General features: G+C 59.1%; 16 protein-coding genes, 2 pseudogenes and 1 other annotated feature. All 18 genes and pseudogenes read left to right on the top strand.

The features are described 5' to 3' along the window. The first annotated feature begins 1 nt into the window (after position 1). Positions 2-856 (top strand): alpha/beta fold hydrolase, encoded by an 855-nt coding sequence (locus H4J77_RS14630; RefSeq protein WP_182249178.1) that lies wholly within the window; start codon positions 2-4, stop codon positions 854-856. Then, on the top strand, positions 856-2,253 hold the full coding sequence (locus H4J77_RS14635) for an amidase (protein WP_182249180.1): 1,398 nt from the start codon (positions 856-858) through the stop codon (positions 2,251-2,253). Before H4J77_RS14630 ends, H4J77_RS14635 begins: the two co-directional genes overlap by 1 nt. A 297-nt stretch (positions 2,254-2,550) precedes the next feature. Continuing rightward, on the top strand, positions 2,551-3,573 hold the full coding sequence (locus tag H4J77_RS14640) for an XdhC family protein (RefSeq protein WP_182249182.1): 1,023 nt from the start codon (positions 2,551-2,553) through the stop codon (positions 3,571-3,573). A 9-nt stretch (positions 3,574-3,582) separates the two neighbouring features. Continuing rightward, complete coding sequence (locus H4J77_RS14645) at positions 3,583-5,223, top strand: NTP transferase domain-containing protein (protein WP_182249184.1); 1,641 nt, start codon at positions 3,583-3,585, stop codon at positions 5,221-5,223. Continuing rightward, positions 5,220-6,407, top strand: a complete 1,188-nt coding sequence (locus H4J77_RS14650) for an aminotransferase class V-fold PLP-dependent enzyme (protein ID WP_220469377.1) — start codon at positions 5,220-5,222, stop codon at positions 6,405-6,407. The genes H4J77_RS14645 and H4J77_RS14650 overlap by 4 nt, the downstream gene beginning before the upstream one ends. Next, positions 6,408-6,887, top strand: a complete 480-nt coding sequence (locus tag H4J77_RS14655) for an iron-sulfur cluster assembly scaffold protein (RefSeq protein ID WP_182249186.1) — start codon at positions 6,408-6,410, stop codon at positions 6,885-6,887. 135 nt (positions 6,888-7,022) lie between these two features. After that, positions 7,023-7,889: a xanthine dehydrogenase family protein subunit M gene (locus H4J77_RS14660; protein ID WP_182249188.1), complete on the top strand. Its 867-nt coding sequence runs from the start codon at positions 7,023-7,025 to the stop codon at positions 7,887-7,889. Beyond that, a complete protein-coding gene (locus H4J77_RS14665) occupies positions 7,876-8,382 on the top strand; it encodes a (2Fe-2S)-binding protein (protein WP_182249190.1) in 507 nt (168 codons plus the stop codon). The genes H4J77_RS14660 and H4J77_RS14665 overlap by 14 nt, the downstream gene beginning before the upstream one ends. Then, the gene (locus H4J77_RS14670; protein ID WP_182249192.1) at positions 8,382-10,748 is read left to right on the top strand and encodes a xanthine dehydrogenase family protein molybdopterin-binding subunit; all 2,367 of its coding nucleotides are present in this window, start codon (positions 8,382-8,384) and stop codon (positions 10,746-10,748) included. Before H4J77_RS14665 ends, H4J77_RS14670 begins: the two co-directional genes overlap by 1 nt. 82 nt (positions 10,749-10,830) lie before the next feature. Beyond that, positions 10,831-11,484, top strand: coding sequence for an SRPBCC family protein (locus tag H4J77_RS14675; protein WP_182249194.1), 654 nt, complete (start codon positions 10,831-10,833; stop codon positions 11,482-11,484). 3 nt (positions 11,485-11,487) lie between these two features. Next, positions 11,488-12,387: a MoxR family ATPase gene (locus H4J77_RS14680; protein WP_220469378.1), complete on the top strand. Its 900-nt coding sequence runs from the start codon at positions 11,488-11,490 to the stop codon at positions 12,385-12,387. Further along, entirely contained in the window at positions 12,384-13,538 is a 1,155-nt protein-coding gene (locus H4J77_RS20205; protein ID WP_182249196.1) for a VWA domain-containing protein, read from the top strand. The genes H4J77_RS14680 and H4J77_RS20205 overlap by 4 nt, the downstream gene beginning before the upstream one ends. A gap of 275 nt (positions 13,539-13,813) precedes the next feature. Next, entirely contained in the window at positions 13,814-14,842 is a 1,029-nt protein-coding gene (locus H4J77_RS14690) for a ring-hydroxylating dioxygenase ferredoxin reductase family protein (protein WP_182249198.1), read from the top strand. Between the two features lie 9 nt (positions 14,843-14,851). Next, positions 14,852-16,177 carry an acetylornithine deacetylase gene (locus H4J77_RS14695; protein ID WP_182249200.1) on the top strand — a complete coding sequence of 442 codons (1,326 nt, stop codon included), beginning with the start codon at positions 14,852-14,854 and terminating at the stop codon, positions 16,175-16,177. A 147-nt stretch (positions 16,178-16,324) separates the two neighbouring features. Further along, positions 16,325-17,077 (top strand): SDR family NAD(P)-dependent oxidoreductase, encoded by a 753-nt coding sequence (locus H4J77_RS14700; protein WP_259364872.1) that lies wholly within the window; start codon positions 16,325-16,327, stop codon positions 17,075-17,077. A gap of 1,290 nt (positions 17,078-18,367) precedes the next feature. Further along, positions 18,368-18,586 carry a hypothetical protein gene (locus H4J77_RS14705; protein ID WP_182249202.1) on the top strand — a complete coding sequence of 73 codons (219 nt, stop codon included), beginning with the start codon at positions 18,368-18,370 and terminating at the stop codon, positions 18,584-18,586. A gap of 46 nt (positions 18,587-18,632) precedes the next feature. Beyond that, a pseudogene (locus H4J77_RS14710) lies at positions 18,633-19,854 on the top strand (IS3 family transposase). Then, positions 18,911-19,027: a sequence feature (AL1L pseudoknot), on the top strand. (Overlaps the previous pseudogene by 117 nt.) A 40-nt stretch (positions 19,855-19,894) precedes the next feature. Further along, a pseudogene (locus H4J77_RS14715) lies at positions 19,895-20,950 on the top strand (IS1182 family transposase); the annotation flags it as partial. Positions 20,951-21,274: the final 324 nt, after the last annotated feature.

A 21,274-nucleotide genomic window follows, 5' to 3' on the forward strand; every position in this document is an offset into this window, starting at 1 on the left:
AATGCTCCAGACCCCAGAAAGCCGTTTCGTCAGCGTAGACGGCGTGCGCCTGCATTACCACGAGATTGATGGGCCGGATGAGCGTCCTCCGGTGATCTTCACCCATGGCGGCGGCCCGGGGAGCAATGCCTGGAGCAATTTCCGTCTCAGCGCTGAGGCGTTTTCTGCCCGTTATCGCTGCTATTTCCTCGACTTTCCGCAGTTCGGTAAGTCCGACATGGTGCCCGTGGAAGGGCCGGTGTTCAGCTGGCATGCGCGCAAGCTGCTCGGTTACATGGATGCTTTGGGCATTCCCCAGGCGCATCTGGTCAACCAGTCCTTTGGCGGTTGCGTGGCTATTCGCTTCGCTGCCGAGCACCCCGAGCGGGTCGCTACCCTACAAGTGATCGCCTCGCAACCTGTGGAACGTGGCATTTCGCAGCCTTTGCCTCTTTTCAGCAAGCATGCGGCGACGTTGATGTCCGATTACTTTATGGCCGATAGCGGGCCGAGTGCGGAGAAGATGGCTGCACTGATACGTCGTTACGAGCTGCACGACGACAATCGCCTCGACGATGAAAACCTGCGCCAGCGCTACGAGGCCAGTATCAATCCCGAGTTCCTCAAGCTGTTGGAAAATCCTGGCGCGTTTGGCCAGTGGGAAAACCTGCTGCCCGTATTCGCTCGAGTAGTGGCGCCTACCCAGATTTTCTGGGGACTGCACGACTGGTTCGGCGGCGTTGACGTACCGATGTTGATGCTCAATCAGTTCGCCGACGCACGCCTGCACGTGATGGGTAGGGCTGCGCACCATGTGCAGACCGAATGCCCGGATGAATTCAACGCGGTGGCACTGGCCTTCCTTGGGGGGTATTGATGAGCAGCAGCGAATTACACTACCTGGAAGCCTACGAGCTGTCGCTGCTGATCCGCAGCCGCAGGGTGTCGCCGGTGGAAATCACCGAGGCCATGCTTGCTCGAATCGGGCAGCTCGATGGCGACCTGCACAGCTACGCCAGCGTCACAGCTGAGTTAGCGATGGATCAGGCCCGTGAGGCCGAGCAAGAATTAATGCGTGGTCAATGCCGCAGTCCGCTGCATGGCATTCCGATTGCTTACAAGGATCTGTTTTGCACGGCCGGTGTTCCGACGGCCGGAGGCATGCCTATTCGTAGTCAGTTCGTTCCGCAGGAAGACGCCACCGTGGTCGCCCGCTTGCGCGACGCGGGTGCGGTGATGCTTGGCAAATTGCAGATGACCGAGGGTGCGTTCGCCATCCATCATCCTGAATCCACGCCGCCGAACAACCCATGGAATGCCGGTCATTGGACCGGCGCATCGTCCAGCGGCTGTGGCGTGGCCACCGCCGCCGGTCTTTGTTACGCCTCGCTGGGTAGTGACACTGGTGGATCGATCCGTTTCCCTTGTGCTGCCAACGGGCTTACCGGTCTCAAGCCTACCTGGGGACGGGTTAGCCGCTACGGTGCTCTCGAACTGGCGGCCAGTCTCGACCATATCGGCCCCATCACACGTAGCGCACGTGATGCCCTGTTTATGCTCTCGACAATCGCCGGGCATGACCCACGCGACCCGACTTCATCGCCCAGTGTATGTCTGGAAATCCCCGGTATTGAGGACTCCTTTCGTGGGTTGCGCGTGGGTATCGACGAAGCCTGGTTGACTGAGGGTGTCGATCCGGTGATTCAGGAGGCTCTCCAGCAGGTGATGGCCGTTATCCGCGATGGCGGAGGTCTACTGCAGGTGGTTCGCGTGCCGGATACCCGCGCGGTCAGTGCCAATTGGGAGGCCCATTGCGGCGTACAAGCGGCGGTGGCGCATGCCGATACCTATCCCCAGCATGCGCCACAATACGGTCCGGCGTTGAGTCGCCTTATCGATGGCGGTCGTGCGCTTTCAGGCATGGATTACCAGCATATTCTGCTCGATGCGCAATGCTTCACCGGTAAGATGGACGCGCTGTTCAAGGATCTCGACTTGCTGCTGGCTCCTGTGCAACCTTACGCGGCTCCCACTCACGAACAGCTGGCGAACCTGGCTCAGGATGCTGAAGCCAACCGCCGCCTGATCCAGTTCACCTCGCCGTTCAATATCAGCGGCCATCCCTGTATCAGCCTGCCGTGCGGGTTCGCCGAGAGTGGTCTGCCAATCGGGTGCCAGTTCATTGCAGGTAAGGGTGAGGAAGGGGTCTTGTGCCGTGCTGGCATGGCGCTGCAGCAAGTGACGGACTGGCACAGGGCACGTCCTTTCGCCTGAGTGCTGATCCACTGTTCTCATGCCGTTGCGGCACGAGCTTTGTATCCGATGTTCTGCAGCGTGCCGCTCGCCGCAAGGCTGCTTGAGAAATTATCTCGGCTTGGCTTGGGGAGGCCGCCGGTAAGACGCCTTGTGTAAGCGTCCCGCTTCCTCAAAGTCGGTGATGCAGGAGACGCCATTGCCGTGTCGCAAGTCTCTTCTGCGCTTTTCGGATAAGTGTTGCACTGTGCGGAGTGCTGGCCGCTTCATGCGTTCCTATGATCGCTCGGACGCGGTTTCTCAACTTAGGGTGCGGACATGGCAAATTTCTCGCAGGAGCCAGACACGGCGGTCGCCGTGCTCGGCAAGGCACTTGAATGGCTGAGGCAGGGTCATCAGGTAGCGCTGGCCACGGTTGTCCGCACATGGGGTAGCTCACCGCGCCGAGCGGGCAGCATGGCGGCTATCAATGAGACCGGCGCATTCTGTGGCTCGGTGTCGGGCGGCTGCGTTGAAACCAGTGTTCTCGAAGAGGCGCTGGAGGCAATGGAGCATGGTCACTCCCTTACGCTGTCGTTCGATGTTAGTGACGAATCCGCATGGTCAGTCGGGCTGGCTTGCGGTGGAACCATTGCGATCCGCGTTGTCCCTATGACGGGGCCGGGCGCTGTTCACTCCGAGCTTTATGACGCCGTTGTTGCCAGCATTGGGCAGCGTCGCAGTTGCTTCCTAGTGACCGATCTGGCGAGTAATCGAGTCGATTTTTACCGTACGTCAGCACGCCTTCGTGCGTGTTTTCCGGGTCTCCCCTCCGGCCAGTTGGAGGCCGGTGTCTTCAATGCACGCGAGCAGCAGTGGTTCCTCAACGTTTTTGAGCCGCCTACGCGCCTGATCGTCCTGGGCGGGGTGCACATCGCCCAGATGCTGGTGCCCATGGCCCAGTTGGCTGGTTTCGATATCACGGTCGTCGAGCGCAGAAAGGCCTTTGCTGCAGAAGCACGATTCCCTGGTGTACCGGTTCTAATTGAGAATGCTGGCGTCGCATTGGGCAAATTGGCGCCTGACGCCAGAACCGCCGTGGTTGCCCTGACGCATAACCCTGAATTGGATGACCCTGGTTTGATTGCCGCCTTGGACTCGCCTGCCTTTTATGTGGGTGCGTTAGGTAGCCGACGCACGCAAGAGCAGCGCCGGCTGCGCTTGCTGGAATGTGGGGTCGGGCTGGGTCAGGTGGAACGTCTACACGCGCCAATCGGACTGCCCATAGGCGCCGCCACACCCGGTGAAATCGCCGTTTCGATCCTGTCCGAAATCGTTAGCGTCTTCCGTGGAAAAGGCTAGGAGCAGCACATGCTTTTCTCCGAGATAAAGGTTGCCGAAGCGCAAGGAGCATTGCTGGCTCACTCGCTGAAGACTCCTAAAGGACGGATCTCCAAGGGTAAGGTACTGGGCCCGGATGAAGTTTCGCAGTTATGCGAGGCCGGCTATTCCCTTGTTTGGGTAGCCCGACTCGAAAATGGCGATGTCCACGAAGATTACGCCGCGGCAGTGCTTTCTGCTGTCATAGCAGGTGTTCATGTTGAGGCTGGGGAGGCCTGCGGCGGACGGGTTTATCTGTATGCGCAGTGTGACGGGCTGTTGGCGCTCAATGTGCCGGCAATACATGCATTCAACAACCTGGATGAAGTTGTCGCCCTGTCGACGCTGCCGCCACTGACGCTGGTGCGCAGCGGTCAAGTCGTGGGCACCCTGAAAATAATTCCCTTCGGTGTCTCGGGTGAGCGCGCCGAGCGCCTGATGGATCTGCTGACAGAAGAGCTCGATGTATTGCTGCGGATTCGGCCCTTCGCCCGGGGTAGAGTCGCGCTTATCCAGACGCACTTGCCGGACATGCCGGCCAAGGTCCTCGACAAGACCTTGATAACGCTGGGGGCTCGCCTGGATTACTTGAGCGGAGACCTGACACTCGCTTGCGAGCGCCGCTGCGAGCATGACGTAGATGAGCTGGCGCAACTGATCATCACCGTTATGCTCCAAGCCGACTGCGATCTGCTGATCATTTCCACTGCCTCGGCAACCTCGGACAGGGATGACGTGCTGCCGGCCGCGATTCGTCGCGCCGGAGGAAGCGTTACCAGCGTCGGCATGCCGGTCGATCCGGGCAATCTGCTGGTGCTTGGCGAGCTCGGCGGAACTCCGGTCATCGGAATGCCGGGCTGCGCACGTTCTCTCAAGCTCAACGGCTTCGACTGGGTGCTGCGGCGCCTGCTGGCGGGTATGCCGGTTACCCGCAGCGATGTCGCCATGATGGGCGTTGGGGGGTTGCCGGAGGGGTTCGCGACGCGACCTGATGGCCGCAACGCTGATGCGCCTAGGCTAGCAGTGCATGCTGCCAAGAGTCCGGTCAGCGCCGTCATACTGGCTGCGGGGCAAAGCCGGCGAATGGGGGCCGCGAACAAATTGCTGCTGCCTTGGGTCGGCGAGCCGCTGGTTCGGCACATCGTGCGCGCGGCACTCTCGTCTCGGTGCCACCGGGTGGTTGTGGTGCTGGGGCATGAGGGGCGGAAAGTGCGGCAAGCGCTGGCCGACTTGCCGGTCGAATTCACTATGAATGATGCCTATGCCGAAGGCATAGGTTCTTCGGTGCGGGTGGGCGCCAACACCGTCGACAAGCGTGATGGCGTGGTGTTTTGCCTGGGCGACATGCCGAAAATCACGGCCGGGATGATCGACAGGCTGATCGCCGCCTATGAAACAGAACCTCATTTTCTGGGCTTCCAGGCTTGTCATGGCCGCAAGCGTGGCAACCCCGTGCTCTGGTCACCGGCGTGCCTCCCGCTATTGCGGCTTTGCTCTGGTGATGAAGGGGCCAAAGGGCTCCTGCAACAATATGGAGAGGCGGTCATGTTGGTGGATGTCGGCGCCGCGTCAGTTATCGAAGACATGGATACGTCTGAAGACTACGACCGTCTGCTCCAGGGGCTCGTATGACCCGGCAGGCTTGGATGTTCGAGCGTGATGGCGAGTTGGGGCAGCTCTTCGGACATTACCTGGATAGCGCCGCAACCGCACAAATGCTATGTGCCGCCAACGACGCCATGACTCATTTGGACAGGGGTATGCGTGCCAATGTCCGGCGCGGTGGGCATCGCCTGGGCGAGCGTACTGATGAGCTGTATGAGCAGGCCAGGGGGACGGTCGCGCGGTTTCTCGGTACCTCGGCAGAGCAGGTAGTGTTCACCGCCGGGGCTACGGCAGGCTTGAATATGCTGGCCGGTTCGCTTTGCCAGTGTTTCGGTGAGGGCGACGAGATCGTCGTCACCGAGCTGGAACATCACAGCAACTTCGTTCCATGGCAGCAGGCGGCACTTCGCACTGGGGCTGCGCTTAAAGTCTGGCCGGTGACCTCCGAGGGGGAGTTGAACATGTTGCTGCTCGAGCAAATGATCACCCCCAGGACGCGAGTGGTCTCGGTTACTCAGGTCTCGAATGTCACCGGACTGGTTTCCGACTTAACGTCCATCGCACGGCGTGTACGTGATGTCGGCGCGTTGCTGGTCGTCGATGCTGCGCAGGCCGTGCCGCATGGTCTGATGGCTGAGCAGGCGGACTTTCTGGTTTTCTCCGGACACAAAGCCTTTGGCCCGACAGGTATTGGCGTGCTAGCAGCACGTAACGGTGGCCTGGAAGGGCTTCAGCCGGTGTCATTCGGCGGCGGCATGGTCGCCGCGGTGGAGCAGAGCGGAAGTACTTGGGTGGAAATGCCTTGGTGCTTGGAGCCAGGCACCCCTCCGTTTAGCCAGGCGCTCGGCCTGGCTGCGGCGCTCGACTGGCTCGATCGCGAGCGCGCCGCGCTGGAGGGGGTGAGCCGGTTGACGAGGCTGGCGCTGGACGGGCTACTGTCCATGCCCGGGGTCCGAGTTATCGGACCGCATAATCGTGAGCGGATGGGCATCGTCTCGTTCACGGTCGACGGCGTTCATCCTCACGATGTAGCTCAGGTCCTGGATGAACGGGGCGTGTGGGTGAGGTCCGGTCAGATGTGCGCTCAGCCCCTGATGCGGGCGCTGGGACTGAACGCCGTGGTGCGTGCCAGCTTTGCTCCGTACAACACCCTGGCGGATGTCGCGGCGCTACTGGCCGGTGTTGATAGTTCGCTGGCGCTGAGGGGGTAGATGTCGATACTTTTGCAGCTCTACAACAGCAAAATTCGTGAGTTTGCGGAGCGCCCGCTGCCTGTGCCACAAGGCGAGCCTAGCGCTGAAAGAAAGTTGGAAAACGTCTTCTGTGGAGACCAGGTGACCATACGGGCCAGCCTGCGGGACGGCGTGTATCAGGACTTGAGCGGCAGTGTAGATGGGTGCCTATTGTGCCGGGCTGCGACGGCTTGGCTACTGGAAAACGGCGAAGGACTCACGCCGGAGGCGGCAACACGCTTGCAGACTGATCTGGACGCCTTCCTTGAGGGCAGGCTGGCCGCCGCGGAGATGCTTTGGCATGGGCTGGAGATGTTTTCGCCGCTGGTAGCGTACCGTAACCGGAGGAAGTGCGTGCTTCTGCCATTCAAGGCCCTTGCCCAGCTGGGGTGCGTTTCAATGGTGGAGCAGCGCAAGCCAGAACCGCAGGCTATGAAGGGCACTTCTGCAACGCAATGATGCGCTGACGGGATAAGCGTTGCGCTGGCGGGAGTGCCTGTGTTGGGGAGGGGTTTTAGTATCCAGCTAGCATCAGTTTCTACGCCAGCCTTCCACCAATTGCCCGATGGGTTTCCTTTTGAAGTAGGTGAAAACATGAAGTTCCCCTCCTTTTCGTACATCGCACCGGCCTCCCTGCAGGAGGTTCTCCGGGTGCTGGCGGACGACCCGGACGCTCGCATCATCGCCGGTGGCCAGAGTCTATTGCCGCTGCTTGCATTCAGGCTGGTCTACCCCAGTTGGCTCGTGGATCTACGCCATGTCAGTGAGCTATTCGAGATCAGTCAGTCTGACGGACTTTTGAGTATCGGCGCCATGGTGACCCACAACCGCAACAAGACCGATCCGACAGTTGCCAAGTGTGTGCCGATCTTGCCCAAGGTGCTCGCCCACGTTGCCCACCAGGCGGTGCGCAATCGGGGAACGCTGGGCGGCAGCCTTGCCCATGCCGATGCCGGCGCAGAAATGCCGTTCCTAATGGCAACCCTTGGGGCGACGATGTACATCGCCAGCCCCGCGGGGGTGCGTTCGGTGAGCGCCACGGATTTTATGAAGGGACATTATTACACCGATCTGGAGGAGGGGGAGGTCCTGGTTCGGATCGAAATACCGTTCTCCAAACTACACTGGGAGTTCGATGAGTTTGCACGACGTAAGGGCGACTATGCCTTGGTCATGGTTGCAGCCGGACTCTCCATGCAGGGCGGCCGTTGCGTGGAGGCCCAGGTTGCACTGGGTGCCGTCGAGGAAACCGCCCACCTCGCCACCCGGGCGAACGAATTCCTGATCGGAAAGGTGATCGACGAGGCCACCGTTGCCGAGGCCGCGGAACTGGCGGTAGAAGGCTTGAAGCCGCGTAGCGATATCCACGGCAGTCGCGAGCTTCGCCTGAGTCTGGCGAAAGCCATCGCCCAGCGCGTTATTTTGAAGGCAGCGCAAGGAGCTTTGTATGCAGGCGCATGAAGAAGGCCAACTGATGCGCGTCTCCGCCATCATCAATGGCAAACCCCGCGTGTTTCATGTCGAGCCGCGTATGCATCTGGCGGATGCTTTGCGTGAGGTTGTAGGGCTGACCGGGACAAAGGTCGGCTGCGAGCAGGGTGTATGCGGCAGCTGCACGATCCTCATCGACGGCGCACCCATGCGATCCTGCCTGACACTCGCCGTGCAGGCCGAAGGGTGCTCAATCGAAACGGTGGAGAGCCACTCGCAGGGAGAAAAACTGAATACTCTGCAGGACTCCTTCCGTCGCCACCACGCGCTGCAGTGCGGCTTCTGTACAGCCGGGATGTTGGCCACCGCGCGCAGCATCCTGGCCGAGAACCCCGCGCCTTCGCGCGATGAGGTGCGTGAGGTGATGTCGGGCAATCTGTGTCGCTGCACCGGTTATGAAAACGTCATCGATGCGATCACCGATCCGGCTGTGGTCGAGGCGGCAAGGCGAGGAGAAGTGTGATGATGAAGCATGAAGTTGCTGCGCTGAAGAAAAAGTCTATTGGTACGTCAGTGCTCCGGCGGGAAGACACCCGCCTGCTGACCGGACGCGGCCGCTATATCGCCGATTTGGTTCTGCCCGGCATGCTCCACGCCGTTGCGTTGCGCAGCCCGTTCGCCCATGCCAGGATCCTTTCCGTCGATGTTGCCGACGCTCAGGCGCTGCAGGGTGTGGAGATCGTCTGGTGCGGGCCCGATGTCGCAGAACTGTCCCAGGGCATCGTCTCGACCATGCAGGTCGAGGGCTTCCAGACTACCGTCCAGCCAGTGCTGGCCAACGGTATTGCCCGCTTCGTCGGCGAAATGGTTGCCGTCGTGGTGGCCTCCAGCCGGGCCATCGCCGAGGACGCCGCCCAGCTCATCCAGGTCGAGTACGAGGAGCTGCCCGCAGTGACCGATGTCGAGGCGGCTCTTGCCGGCGAGATTACGGCCAACGACACCCTGTCCGGCAACGTGGTATCGCGCTTCAGTCGTGCCCATGATGACCTGGAGCCGATTTTCGCCAGCAGTGCCGGTACTGTGCGTGGAAGCTTTGCCTGCGGGCGCGTCAGCGCCTGTCCCATAGAAACCCGCGGCGCCGTCGCGGAATACGAATGGACCACCCAACAGCTGGTGCTGTGGACGGCCACACAGATGCCCGGTTTCGTTCGCACCATGATCTCGATGTTCTGTTCCATCCCCGAGCACCTGATCGAGGTCAGGGTGCCCGATGTAGGGGGAGGCTTCGGCCAGAAAGCCCACCTGCATCCGGAGGAACTACTGATCTGCCTTTTGTCCCGCGAGCTGGGCCTGCCGGTGCGCTGGATAGAGGACCGCCAGGAGAACTTCCTCGGCGCGACCCACGCCAAGCAGCAGCGCAACGAGATGGCGCTGGCATATGACGAGCAAGGCCGTTTTCTTGCCCTGGAAAACCATTCGATCACTGATGGTGGTGCCTACAACAACTTGCCCTGGAGCCAGCTGGTCGAATCCCATGTAGGCAACGCGGTGATCCTCGGCGTTTACAAGGTACCTGCTGTTCGAGAGGAGAGCGTCGCTGTCGCGACCAATAAGAGTCCCATCGGCGCCTACCGAGGCGTGGGCTTCACCGCAGGACAGATCGCCCGGGAGACCTTGATCGACCGTGCTGCCCGCCAGCTGGGTCTGTCGCCGTTCGAGATCCGCCGGCGCAATGTGGTCAAGCCGGAAGACTTCCCCTTCACCAATCGCCTGGGCCAGACCCATCGCGAGGGAACATACCTGCAGACCATCGATTTGCTCGAGGAGATGGTCAATCCCAAGGTGTTTCGCCAGCGCCAGGCTGAGGCTTGGGCGCGCGGCAAGTACCTCGGTCTCGGTATCAGTGTGTTCAACGAGGTGACAGGTACCGGCACGCGTACCATGTCTTTCCTTGGTACTCCGGCGACTACCCACGACACGGCCACTGTGCGTATCGACCCTACGGGCAAGGTGACGGTCACTACTTCCCTGGCTTCGTCGGGGCAGGGTCACGAAACCACTCTGGCCCAGGTTGCTGCGGATGCGTTGGGCGTACCGGTCAGCGATGTGGTGATCCAGTCGGGCTCGACCAAGCATACCTATGGCTTCGGTGCGTTCGCCAGCCGGGGTGCAGTAATTGGCGCCGGCTCCATCGGGCGCGCGGCATCCATTGTGCGCGAGCGGGTCAAACAGCTCGCCGGTCATCTGCTGGAAGCCTCAAGTGAGGACATCGTCATTGAGGACGGGCGGGTACATGTGACTGGCGTACCGGCCAAGGGCATGCCGTTCACAGAGGTGGTCGGCGCCGCCTATTTCGCCGAAGCCGCGCATCCGCCTGGTTTCGATGCCGCCCTCGAGGCTACCGCAGCCTATGACCCTTCGGACCTGATTCTGGCCAATGGTGGGCATGCCGCCATCGTTGAGATCGATGCCGGCACCTATGCGGTAAAGGTCACAGACTTTTTCGCGGTTGAAGACTGCGGAACCATGATTAACCCGATGATCGTTGAAGGTCAGATCCGCGGCGGGATCGCTCAGGCCATCGGCCAGACCCTTCTGGAGGAAGTCATCTACGACGACTTGGGCCAATTAGTAACCACGACCTTCATGGACTATCTGATTCCGACCACGCTGGATGTACCCGACATACAAATACGCCATCTTGAAACGCCTTCGCCTCTGGTGCCCGGTGGCGTCAAAGGCATGGGTGAATCCGCCATGATTTCCGCTCCAGCGGCTGTGGTAGCGGCGGTTAACGATGCGCTGGCGCATCTGGGGGTGGTCATCGAAACGGTGCCTATTACCCCGGAGCGCATTTTTCGTTCCATTCAAGAGCGCTCGGTGCAGTGATCCTGCACAGAATCACGTTTGTCTTTCAGTCGGGCGAATATTCTTACGAATGCCCGGTTTCCCCTACAGATAGGATGCTTCAATGAATATCAAATACAAGTTCGCTCTGCCGGTTACCCCTGAAAAGGCATGGTCCGTTCTGACTGACATTCCCTCGGTGGCACCCTGCATGCCGGGCGCCTCTCTGGAGTCGAGTGAGGGGGACGAACATACCGGGCGCATGAAGGTCAAACTCGGCCCGATCGACATGACGTTTCGTGGTTCCATTGTTTTCAAGGAACGCGATGACGAGCGGCGCCATGCGGTGCTCGAAGCCGCTGCCAGCGAAGTGAAGGGCGGCGGCTCGACCAAGGCCACGGTGATCTTCTTCGTTAGCCCGGCGATCAATGGCTCGGAGATTTCGGTCGAGAGCGACTTTACTGTGAGCGGCAAGGCCGCGCAGTTCGGCGGCGGCGTGATCGATTCGGTCGGTAAGAAGCTGATGGATCAGTTTGCCAAGCGTCTGGCCGCTCATATTGAGGCAAGCCAATCCGTGCCGGAAGTCGCAGTCGCTTCGACAGGTGAGCACTCGGTGCAATCGCCAGCCGATGCTTTGGCTCAACCGCGCAATCCCATGGTCGAGGAAGAGTCCCTGAATCTGCTCAGCGTTGCCTGGAAGCCGGTGGCGCTCCGCGCGGCCATCAGCGTTTCCGCGCTGGCGATTGTCGGTTACGGCGTGTACTGGACCTTCGCATAAAGCATGGGGAGCGATTGTGTGATGGAACAGTTTTCGCGTCTACCGTCTGCGCAGACCATCATCCAGGCGCTGGAGTCTGTTGGCTATCTGGCAGACGAATCGCTGGCGACGCTATGTTTCTTGGCGTCGGCGATGCAGCGACCGATCTATCTGGAAGGCGAGCCTGGGGTCGGCAAGACCTCGCTTGCCTATGCCATCGGGAAGGCGTTTGGCCTGGAGGTATTCAGGCTGCAGTGCTACGAGGGGATCGACGTATCCCAGGCCTTGTATGACTGGGACTTCCGCAAACAACTCCTGCATCTTAAACGCGCCGAGAGCGACAGTGCGCCTGTCGACGTGCCGTTGTACGACCGGGAGTTCCTGCTGGAACGGCCCATTCTCAAGGCGTTCCGCAATAGCCCATGCATTCTCCTGATCGACGAGATCGACCGCGCCGATGACGCTTTCGAGGCCTTCCTGCTGGAGGCATTGTCTGACTTCGCCGTGTCGGTGCCGGAAATCGGTACTATTCGGCCACAGGTCCCGCCACTAGTTTTCCTCACCTCGAACCGGACACGTGAGGTTCATGACGCGCTGAAGCGACGTTGCCTCTACCACTGGGTGGATCACCCGAATGCCGATCTGGAGCTGGCTATTCTTAAGCGCCGATTCCCGATGCTGGATGAATCCCTCGGCCTCAGCATCGTAGCGGCAGTCGCACGCTTCCGGGAAATCGGTCTGCTGAAGAGCCCCGGTGTAGCCGAAACGCTGGACTGGACGGCAGCGCTCCTCGCGCTTGAGGCGACAGAGCTGAACAACCACAACGTCGAACTGACCCTGGGAACCTTGCTGAAATACCGCGAGGATCAGCAGCGCTTGCTGGAGGACGAGCTCGCATCCTTCCCGGGGGCTGAGACGCCGTGAAGGAGACGGTTACTCGTCCGCCGGAGCTGTCTGGCCTGCTGCACGGGTTCGTGCTCCGCCTCCGGACGCGGCTGACGCATGTCAGTCAGGCTCACGCGCGGAGTTACTTTGCGGCGCTGGAGACCATGCCTGCTCCCTTTACGTTACTGTCGATCTATTGGGCAGGGCGTTTTACTCTCTGTGCAAGGCGCGAGGATCTCCTGCTCTACGACGAGTGCTTCAGAGAATTTTTCGTGGGTGGCGTCCCGTCTCCCACCTCTGGGGATAATTCGGCTTTGCAGCGAGTCACCGGCCTGCTCGCGTCTTGTGGAGAGGATGAGGCTGCGGAAGCGGAGGATAGGAAGGAGACCCAGGCGCTCAGTGCTAATGTCATGGAGGTTCTTCGCGGAAGCGATTTCACCACCATGAGCCAAGCTGAATTGAGCGAGGTGTTGCGTCTGATTGAGACGCTGCGTTTCAGCTATCCGCTTCGCCAGAACCGCTACCGACGTTCCAGTCACCTGGGTCCGCTGCACGCGCAGCGTACCGTTCGTGCGGCACTCGAGCAGCATGGGGAGTTCATCCGGCTAGTCCGGGCGCGTGCCGATCTGCGTCCGCGGCGTTGCGTGCTGCTGATCGATGTGAGCGGTTCCATGAGGGGCTATGCCGAGCCATTGCTGCGCTTCGGTTATGCAATGACCAATAGCATGCCTAGAGTGGCTGAGGTGTTTTCCATGGGTTCCCGTCTTGCGCGGCTGACGCCCCTTCTTGGTGGCCAGGCGCCGCAAGTGGCCATGCGCGCGGTTACCCGTAGCGTTGTCGACTGGGGCGGCGGTACCCGTTTGGGCAGTGGCTTGCAGGGCTTCCTCAATACGTGGGGGCAACGCGGGATGGCCCGTGGTGCCGTTGTTATAATCGCCTCCGACGGTTGGGAAAGCGGTGGCGCCGAACTTCTGGCTGAGCAGATGGCCAGGCTGCGACGCCTAGCCTACAAAGTCATCTGGGTGAATCCACACAAATCGAGCGAAGGCTACGAACCCTCGACCGCAGGTATGAAGGCGGCCCTTCCCTACGTTGATAACTTCGTCGGCGGGGCCTCGTTGGCAGAGCTGGTTGCTTTGGGTCAAACCATTGGCAGTGTTGCCGGTTCAGAATTCAAGCGCAAGAGCTGAGCCGCAGACGCAGGGCACGCTAACGTGGTATGGGCTTTGCCTGTAGCCGCGCCACCCTTTTTCGAGCCGAAGACTTTGATTCTCCGCTGCTTTTCATTGTGTCGCAGGAAGTTGCGCTGCTGGGATAAGGCTGTGCTCTACGGGAGCGCGAGCGGGTGGGAGGCTTCCTAAGATCGGGGTCATTACATATCCGCACTGCTCGTTGTAAATGGCGGTGCGAGAAATCCAGCCGGTGTTGGATGCCGGCCGATGATGCCCGCTTGGAGTCACCGCTCATGAAAGAACAGATACATCAAGTCACAGTCAATTTTTCTGACGGCATCAGCCGCAGCTTCGATGTCGAGGCAGGGAGCAACATCATAGATGCCGCAATCGAGGCCGAAATCCCCCTTTTGTATCAATGCCGTTCGGGTAGCTGCTCCACCTGCATCGCACAGCTGGCCGAAGGCGAGGCGAAAACCCGCGCCGGCGCCAGTTCCACCTTACTAGGCAGCGAATACGCCAGCGGACAGCGCCTGCTGTGCGTATGTCAGGCGCAGTCAGATTGCACCTTCGAAGTGCCGTACGGCAGCGAGGTCGGCACCAGCGCCGCGCACGAGGTTCATACGTTCGTCGATTCCGTAGAGCGTATCGCCAGCAATGTTATGCGCTTGACTTTGGAGCTGGCGGACGGTGAATGGGTGGAGTTCCGTCCAGGTCAGTTCATGCAGATCCAGGTGCCGGGGTTCGGGGTTGTGCGCAGCTACTCGCCGTCTAGCACAGCGACAGCTGTTCCGAAGATGGAGTTCCTTATCCGTCTGTTGCCGGGTGGCGCCATGTCCAGCTATCTGGAAGAGAAGGCCGCACCGGACGAAGTGCTGTCCCTCACTGGTCCCTATGGTGCTTTTTTTCTGCGGGAGGAAAGCCGTCGCGCACCGCACATCTTCGTCGCCGGCGGCACCGGTCTCGCGCCGATCCTGTCGATGATTGACAGCCTGCGCCAGGGCGGCGGCCGCAAGCCGCCGATGCTACTCAGCTTCGGCTGCCTGAACCCGCAAGCGTTATTCTGCATGGAGGATATCGAGCTGCGCCAGCAGTGGCTGCCGAGCTTGGATGCCCGTATCTGCGTGGATCAAGACCCGAAGCCCGGCATGCACCACGGCAACCCGGTCAGCGCCCTGCGCGAAGGAGATGTGACCAGCCCTGACACCGTTGCCTATCTGTGCGGACCGCAACCGATGATTGACGCTGCCACCAGACGTCTTGTCGAGCTGGGCGTGAATCCCACCAATATATTCGCCGAACAATTTGTCGCAAGTAACTAAGGAGCCAACATGCAGCCAACTCGCAGAATACCGTTCTCGGCCGAGCAGATGAAGTGGTACGAGCAAGCCTGCGCCAAGATTGATCCCAAGCGCTTGCAGAAGCTTTTGTTTGACCTGACCGACATCCATAGTCCAACCGGATCTGCCCGGGCCGCCAGCGAGTTCATGGTCCAGCACCTGAGCAGCATTGGCATGTCGTCGCGCTACATGCCGATGAGCACCATTAGCGGTAATGCACTGGGCGAGTACCGTGGCAGTGGCGGCGGCGCCAGCGTGATGCTTTATTCACCGATCGACACCCACCTGGATTGCGACGAGAGCGAAAAGATCCTCACCGGCGAAGCCGGCGAGGCGGACATGCAAGCGAGGGCGCAGATAGTCGATGACTGGGTATTCGGCCTTGGTTCATCGAACCCCAAGGGCATGATCGCCACGCTGACAGAGGTCGCCACTGCGCTGATCGAGGCTGAGGTGCCGCTGATGGGTGATCTGCTAGTCGGCCTGGCCGATGGCGGAATGCCGGTTAATATTTCCAGCCGCCAGAACGCAGGCATGTCCAGCGGTGTGCTGCATCTGCTCAACCGCGGCGCCATGCCGGACTTCGCTATTGTCATGAAACCGTGGAACTGGGTGTATCACGAGGAGCCGGGCATGGCGTGGTTCAAGCTGCGCGTGCATGGCAGTCTTGGTTACGCTGGCGTGCCCCGCGGTACTCCAGGGTTTCGCAGCTCGGTGGTGCCGGCGGCGACCGTTATTCAGGAGTTGGAGCAATGGATCATCGAGTATGCCGAGCGCAATACCTCGGGAGTGGTCAAACCGCACGGCTGGATTTCCGGGGTTCGTGGTGGCGATCCGGAGCGTCCGGCTTTCCCTTCGGCGGTTACGGAAATCTTCTTCGATGTGCGGGTCAATCCGCGTACCAGTCCAGCTGAAGTCAGGGCGCAATTCGCTGATTTCGTTCGACAGCTACAGGCCAAGCATCAGGAGCTAGATCTGGACTGGGAAATGTACGGTTCGGTACCGGGTGGCACCACCGACCCGGAGAACTGGATTGTGCAGTCGTGCAAACGCGGTTGGGAACATATCGAGCAGCGTCCCCACGGTCAGCCCGAGTTGCTTGGTGGCCAGACTGATGGCGCCGCGCTGCGCCGTTATGGTGTACCAACTGCGCGAGTCGGTTGGCCTTGGCCAGCGCAAGGCGCGCCGCTGCCTGTGGCCGAGGGCCTTGGCGGAATGGGCGCGACATATATCCCGGATCTGCTCCCCTGCGCGCACAAGATCATGTATGCACTGATCGACACCCTTACTCGCTCGCGCCACGACCTTGAGCTTTAAGATCGCTAGGTCCCGTGCCGATGGGCAAGGCAATCCGAGCGCTGGCGGGCATCGGACGGGATGGCTTATGCCCATGGCCGACGCCGCCCGCTTGCAATAGTACAAAACCTGTCTGGCATGCGTTGCATGCGCTGAACATTGCGAGGAATGGTTATGAATCTGGAAGACAAGGTTGTCGTTATCACCGGTGGGGCCAGCGGCATGGGACGTGAGACCTGCCTGGCGCTAGCAGGGCAGGGCGTGCGACTGGTTGTCGGTAATCGTAATGCCGAATCTGGGGAGGCTCTGCTGGAAGAAGTACGGGCGTTGGGCGGCGAGGCGCTGTTTCGCGCCACCGACGTGTCCCTCGCTGCGGACTGTGCCGCTCTGGTGCAACTGGCGGTGGGAAGCTACGGCCGGCTGGATGGTGCCTTCAATAACGCCGGCTCGCAACGCGCGTTCAGTCCGATTCATAGCACTCCGGATGAGGATCTCAGCGAGGTCCTCGACATTAATCTCAAGGGCATCCTGTACATGATGAAGTACGAGGCGGCCGCCATGCTCCAGAGCGGTGGAGGTTCGATCATCAACAACGCCTCGATTTTCGGTCTCAAGGCCATGCCGGATACCGCCTGCTATGTGGCTTCCAAGCATGGCATCATCGGCGCGACCCGTGCTGTGGCGTTGGAATATGCCAATCGCGGCATCCGCGTCAACGCTGTTTGCCCGGGGCCGATCAAAACCCCGAGCTTCGATCGTGTCACTGGTGGAGATGACCAGATGTACGTTGGCGGCGTGCCCATGCGCCGCATAGGCTGCCCCGCCGAGGTCAGTAACGCGGTACTCTGGCTGCTCTCCGAGCAGTCCTCCTACGTGACCGGCACCGCCTTGTCGGTGGATGGCGGCATGTCGGCGCAGTGACGTCAGTGAGTAATGGTCGGCCAGCGACGCCGAGAAGACCAAAGCTACGGCAGTTACCTGCTTAAACCGGTGGCATAGATAACGGCGTGATTCGTCACGACGCGCGACTCCACGAAAATCGGCAATGTCTTGCACGGTATTGATATGTGTATCCGTTCATCAAGCACATGGCTGGACTGGCCGACAGCAGTCGTTGGCCAGGTACTGTCGGCGGTCACGAGCTGTCTCAGGGCTTCTTTCACTATGCCGGATTGGCTTGAGCATTATCGCGCCGTCAATCAAATCGATACTTGATGAGTTACCGAGACCGACGCCCATTTCTGCTAGGACGTCTGGTGGGAGGTCCACGGTAACATTGTCGGAGTCATCACCGTGATTCTTTGGCATCTCACAGTCGTCCCTACTGATTCGCTTATGGAAAATTACCCTCAACCTCAACCTCAACCTCAACCTCAACCTCAACCTCAACCTCAACCACTGCTCATTCGTCCAAATCATATCCTATGCTACGGGCACGATCTGCTGCAGGCTCAAGGATGATTTCCGAAAACGTCAGATCAGGTCAGGAAGGTGCGATACGAATATTGGGGAGATGCGCTAGATTGGGGCAGTTGTCATCGGAGCGGCAACGGCTTCAGTCCAAGACAGACGGAGGACGCTCGTGATCGAAGAGTCGCCAGCGATACTGTTGAGCGATGCTGCTGGTAAGGTATTGATTAATACCGGGTATGGCGCACCCGACTGGATTCGAAGCGCGTTCGGAGGACTAAAATTATTGACGAGATGGTCGTTTTCTATCGTGCTCTAAACCGGCATAAATGATCGTATTCCTGATTATCGACATTTTAAGCCGTATCCTTTGGGTGCGACTTTCTCACATAAAAAATCGTCACGAATTCGGGCACATTAAGAAATCCAGGATTTGACACATAGACCTTCTCTCGACGTTTCCATTCAACCGATACGAGTAACGCACGGCAAAGCTGTGAGCAGCCAGTCTATTGATTGCCTGTATCGGGGCTTCGGCAATAGCTGAGTTAATCCGGGGCAGAGACGGGCAGGGCAATTTCGTAGAAGTGTTTCTCTGCCGCCTTCCGGATCTTTGCCCATATTGGTGGGGCTGCGGGTGGACCGAGCCCGCAGCTGCAATCGTGCATATACCCGAAAGATTCCGTAGCACTAGCGTCTCACCTCTTCCCGAACGACTGCACGGTAGGTTGAGGTCTGCTTAGGTCGCTTGATGAGTTATGGTAACTTCAACCAATAGAGCTTATGGGGAAGGGACTTGCCATGGTCAGCAGGAGCAAAAAGGCTAAGCCTGAACGGGGTGTTTTGAGCACTTTGGCGCACAGCCCAGAAGAGGTAAAGCTTCTTCAGGAGATTGAGGAGACAATCGGGGTCGATGCTGACTTTCCTGAAAGCCGTCGCTTGAAGTTGCTAGGCAGTATCCGCGGTTTTCTGTTGGCTCTAAAACTCGATGATTTGAATTATATCAGGAGGGATTCTTGAATCACACCGGGTTTCGTGGAGGCCTCAACTCTTGAGAGAATGAGGCATGAAGAAATCCAACAGCTACTCCCCTGAAGTTCGTGAACGCGCTGTTCGCATGGTTCTGGAGAACTTGAAAGACTACCCATCTGAATGGGCCGCCATCGAATCCATTGCGCCCAAGATTGGTTGCGTCCCGCAGACGCTGCATGGCTGGGTGCGCAAGCACCAGACTAATACCGGCCAACGGCCCGGTCAGACAACTGATGAACGAGAGCGCCTCAAAGCTCTGGAGCGTGAGAATCGAGAATTGCGCAAGGCGAACGAGATTCTGCGCCTGGCCAGCGCTTATTTTGCCCAGACGGAGCTCGACCGCCGCAACAAACCCTGAACGCCTTCGTCGACGAATATCGTGACCGTTACGGAGTCGAGTCGATCTGTCGAGTGGTGCAGATCGCTCCGTCCGGTTATTACCGGCATGCAGCCCGAGCTCGCAAGCCAGAGCTACGCAGCATTCGGGCCAGACAAGACGAGCTGCTGAGTGGTGAGATCCAGCGCGTCTGGGATGACAACATGCAGTGTTATGGCGTCGTGAAGGTGTGGAAGCAGCTTCATCGAGAGCGTATCAACGTCGCACGCTGCACGGTGCAAAGGTTGATGCGCCGGCTTGGGTTACAGGGTGTTCGCCGCGGCCAGATAATCCGTACTACGGTGCCTGATGGGAAGCTTGTATGCCCGCTCGACAAGGTCCAGCGTCAGTTCCATACTGATCGACCAAATCAACTGTGGGTCTCAGATTTTACCTACGTTTCTACCTGGCAGGGCTGGCTCTATGTGGCCTTCGTAATCGATGTTTTTGCACGACGAATCGTTGGCTGGCGCGTCAGCAACAACATGAAGACAGAGTTCGTGCTGGATGCGTTGGAGCAGGCGCTGTATACACGGCAGCCAGGACGAGCAGGTAATCTGATTCATCACAGCGACCGAGGCAGCCAATATGTTTCCATCCGGTATACAGAGCGTCTCGCAGAGGCCGGAATAGAGCCCTCTGTTGGTAGCAAAGGCGATAGCTACGACAATGTCCTGGCTGAAACCACAATGGATTGTACAAAGCTGAGCTGATTTACCGGCAATCCTGGCGGAGCCGCGAAGCAGTGGAAATCGCTACCTTGAAATGGGTTCACTGGTTCAACCACCAGCGCCTACTGGGTTCGATTGGATATATACCGCCTGCAGAAGCTGAGGCAAACTTCTACCAGCAACACACCGGTCAGGCTATGGCGGCCTGACTTAAATGAAACGGCCTCCACGAAACCCGGTGTGATTCACATTGTGCTCTGTCAGCAGTTAGGGTTATTCGCCGGAAGCCTGATTGCCATCGATGGCAGAAAATTCAAGGCGGTCAACAACCGAGATCGCAATTTCACCAGCGCCAAATTGAAGCGGCGGATGGAGGAAATCGAAGCGAGTATTCACCGGTACCTGACAGCAGCTCGATGCTGCCGATCAACAGGATCGTCCGGCTTCTGACGCCAATGTCGTGCACCTGGAAGAAAGAATCGCCAAGTTGAAGGCGCAAATGAAAGAGCTTCAATTAATCGAAACTCAGCTCAATGAATCACCGGATAAGCAGGTATCACTGACGGATCCAGACGCCCGCTCCATGATGACTCGCGGCACAGGAATCGTTGGCTACAACGTGCAGACAGCGGTCGATACCAAGCACCATTTAATCGTCGCTCATGAGGTGACCAACGTCGGGTCCGACCGCGATCAGCTCAGCCCTATGGCCAAGCAAGCCCGCGAGGCGATGGGGACAGAAAAGCTGTCGGTTGTAGCTGACAGAGGCTACTCCAAGAGCGAGGAAATCCTGGCTTGTCACGACGCGGAAATCTTCGTCTATGTATCTTAGCCAATGACCTCAGCAGCCATAGCCGATGGGGTTTCAACAACGATGCGTTCATCTATGATGCTACGACAAATAAATATATCTGCCCGGCTGGAGAGGTGCGGATATGGCCATTCTCCAGTGTTGAGAAAGGCATGAAACCGCATCGTTACTGGAGCTCAAAATGCCAAAGCTGCGCATTGAAATCGCAGTGCACACCGAGCAAGCAGCGGCGAGTTCGACGTTGGGAGCACGAAGCAGTGCTGGAAGAAATACAGCGCCGACTCAGCAGTGCACCCGAGATGATGCGGATCCGAAAAAGAACTGTTGAGCATCTCTTTGGGACGCTTAAACAATGGATGGGTGCGACGCACTTCCTGACCCGAAAGCTCAACGGGGTGAGTGCCGAGATGAGCCTGAATGTGCTCGCCTACAACCTGAAACGGGTCATGAAAGTAATGGGCAACGTCAGCTTGATGGAAGCCATGACAGCGTAAAAGCACGTGCTTTTACCATTGATACGGGTGCCACAAAGTGTCTAAGAGGTTGCTGGGCGGCTTCACGCGCTGCTCGCAACGTCGTAACCCTGTTCAGGAGCAAGGCCCGAGAAAAGTTCCGCCAAAGCCTCTATCGGAAATACGCTAAAGCGTTTTTACACGCTCTGGGCCGAAAGCAGCCGGTGATAAGCGACTGGTTCTGGCCCAGAGTGTGTAAAAACACTTTCCGTATGTTGGAGGCCTAAGCACAGCGCTCTTGGGCGAGGCGATTTCCCGAACATTTGCCAAGGTCAGCCCCGGTAGCGCGTCAGATCGTGTATGAAG

Origin of the sequence: Pseudomonas sp. 5Ae-yellow (assembly GCF_014077575.1) — a bacterium.
Classification (GTDB): domain Bacteria; phylum Pseudomonadota; class Gammaproteobacteria; order Pseudomonadales; family Pseudomonadaceae; genus Halopseudomonas; species Halopseudomonas neustonica.

Bases quoted from the DNA above. Each gene is read 5' to 3' on its own strand.
- H4J77_RS14630 (WP_182249178.1), top strand. From the start codon at position 2: ATGCTCCAGACCCCAGAAAGCCGTTTCGTCAGCGTAGACGGCGTGCGC.
- H4J77_RS14635 (WP_182249180.1), top strand. From the start codon at position 856: ATGAGCAGCAGCGAATTACACTACCTGGAAGCCTACGAGCTGTCGCTG.
- H4J77_RS14640 (WP_182249182.1), top strand. From the start codon at position 2,551: ATGGCAAATTTCTCGCAGGAGCCAGACACGGCGGTCGCCGTGCTCGGC.
- H4J77_RS14645 (WP_182249184.1), top strand. From the start codon at position 3,583: ATGCTTTTCTCCGAGATAAAGGTTGCCGAAGCGCAAGGAGCATTGCTG.
- H4J77_RS14650 (WP_220469377.1), top strand. From the start codon at position 5,220: ATGACCCGGCAGGCTTGGATGTTCGAGCGTGATGGCGAGTTGGGGCAG.
- H4J77_RS14655 (WP_182249186.1), top strand. From the start codon at position 6,408: ATGTCGATACTTTTGCAGCTCTACAACAGCAAAATTCGTGAGTTTGCG.
- H4J77_RS14660 (WP_182249188.1), top strand. From the start codon at position 7,023: ATGAAGTTCCCCTCCTTTTCGTACATCGCACCGGCCTCCCTGCAGGAG.
- H4J77_RS14665 (WP_182249190.1), top strand. From the start codon at position 7,876: ATGCAGGCGCATGAAGAAGGCCAACTGATGCGCGTCTCCGCCATCATC.
- H4J77_RS14670 (WP_182249192.1), top strand. From the start codon at position 8,382: ATGATGAAGCATGAAGTTGCTGCGCTGAAGAAAAAGTCTATTGGTACG.
- H4J77_RS14675 (WP_182249194.1), top strand. From the start codon at position 10,831: ATGAATATCAAATACAAGTTCGCTCTGCCGGTTACCCCTGAAAAGGCA.
- H4J77_RS14680 (WP_220469378.1), top strand. From the start codon at position 11,488: ATGGGGAGCGATTGTGTGATGGAACAGTTTTCGCGTCTACCGTCTGCG.
- H4J77_RS14690 (WP_182249198.1), top strand. From the start codon at position 13,814: ATGAAAGAACAGATACATCAAGTCACAGTCAATTTTTCTGACGGCATC.
- H4J77_RS14695 (WP_182249200.1), top strand. From the start codon at position 14,852: ATGCAGCCAACTCGCAGAATACCGTTCTCGGCCGAGCAGATGAAGTGG.
- H4J77_RS14700 (WP_259364872.1), top strand. From the start codon at position 16,325: ATGGTTATGAATCTGGAAGACAAGGTTGTCGTTATCACCGGTGGGGCC.
- H4J77_RS14705 (WP_182249202.1), top strand. From the start codon at position 18,368: ATGGTCAGCAGGAGCAAAAAGGCTAAGCCTGAACGGGGTGTTTTGAGC.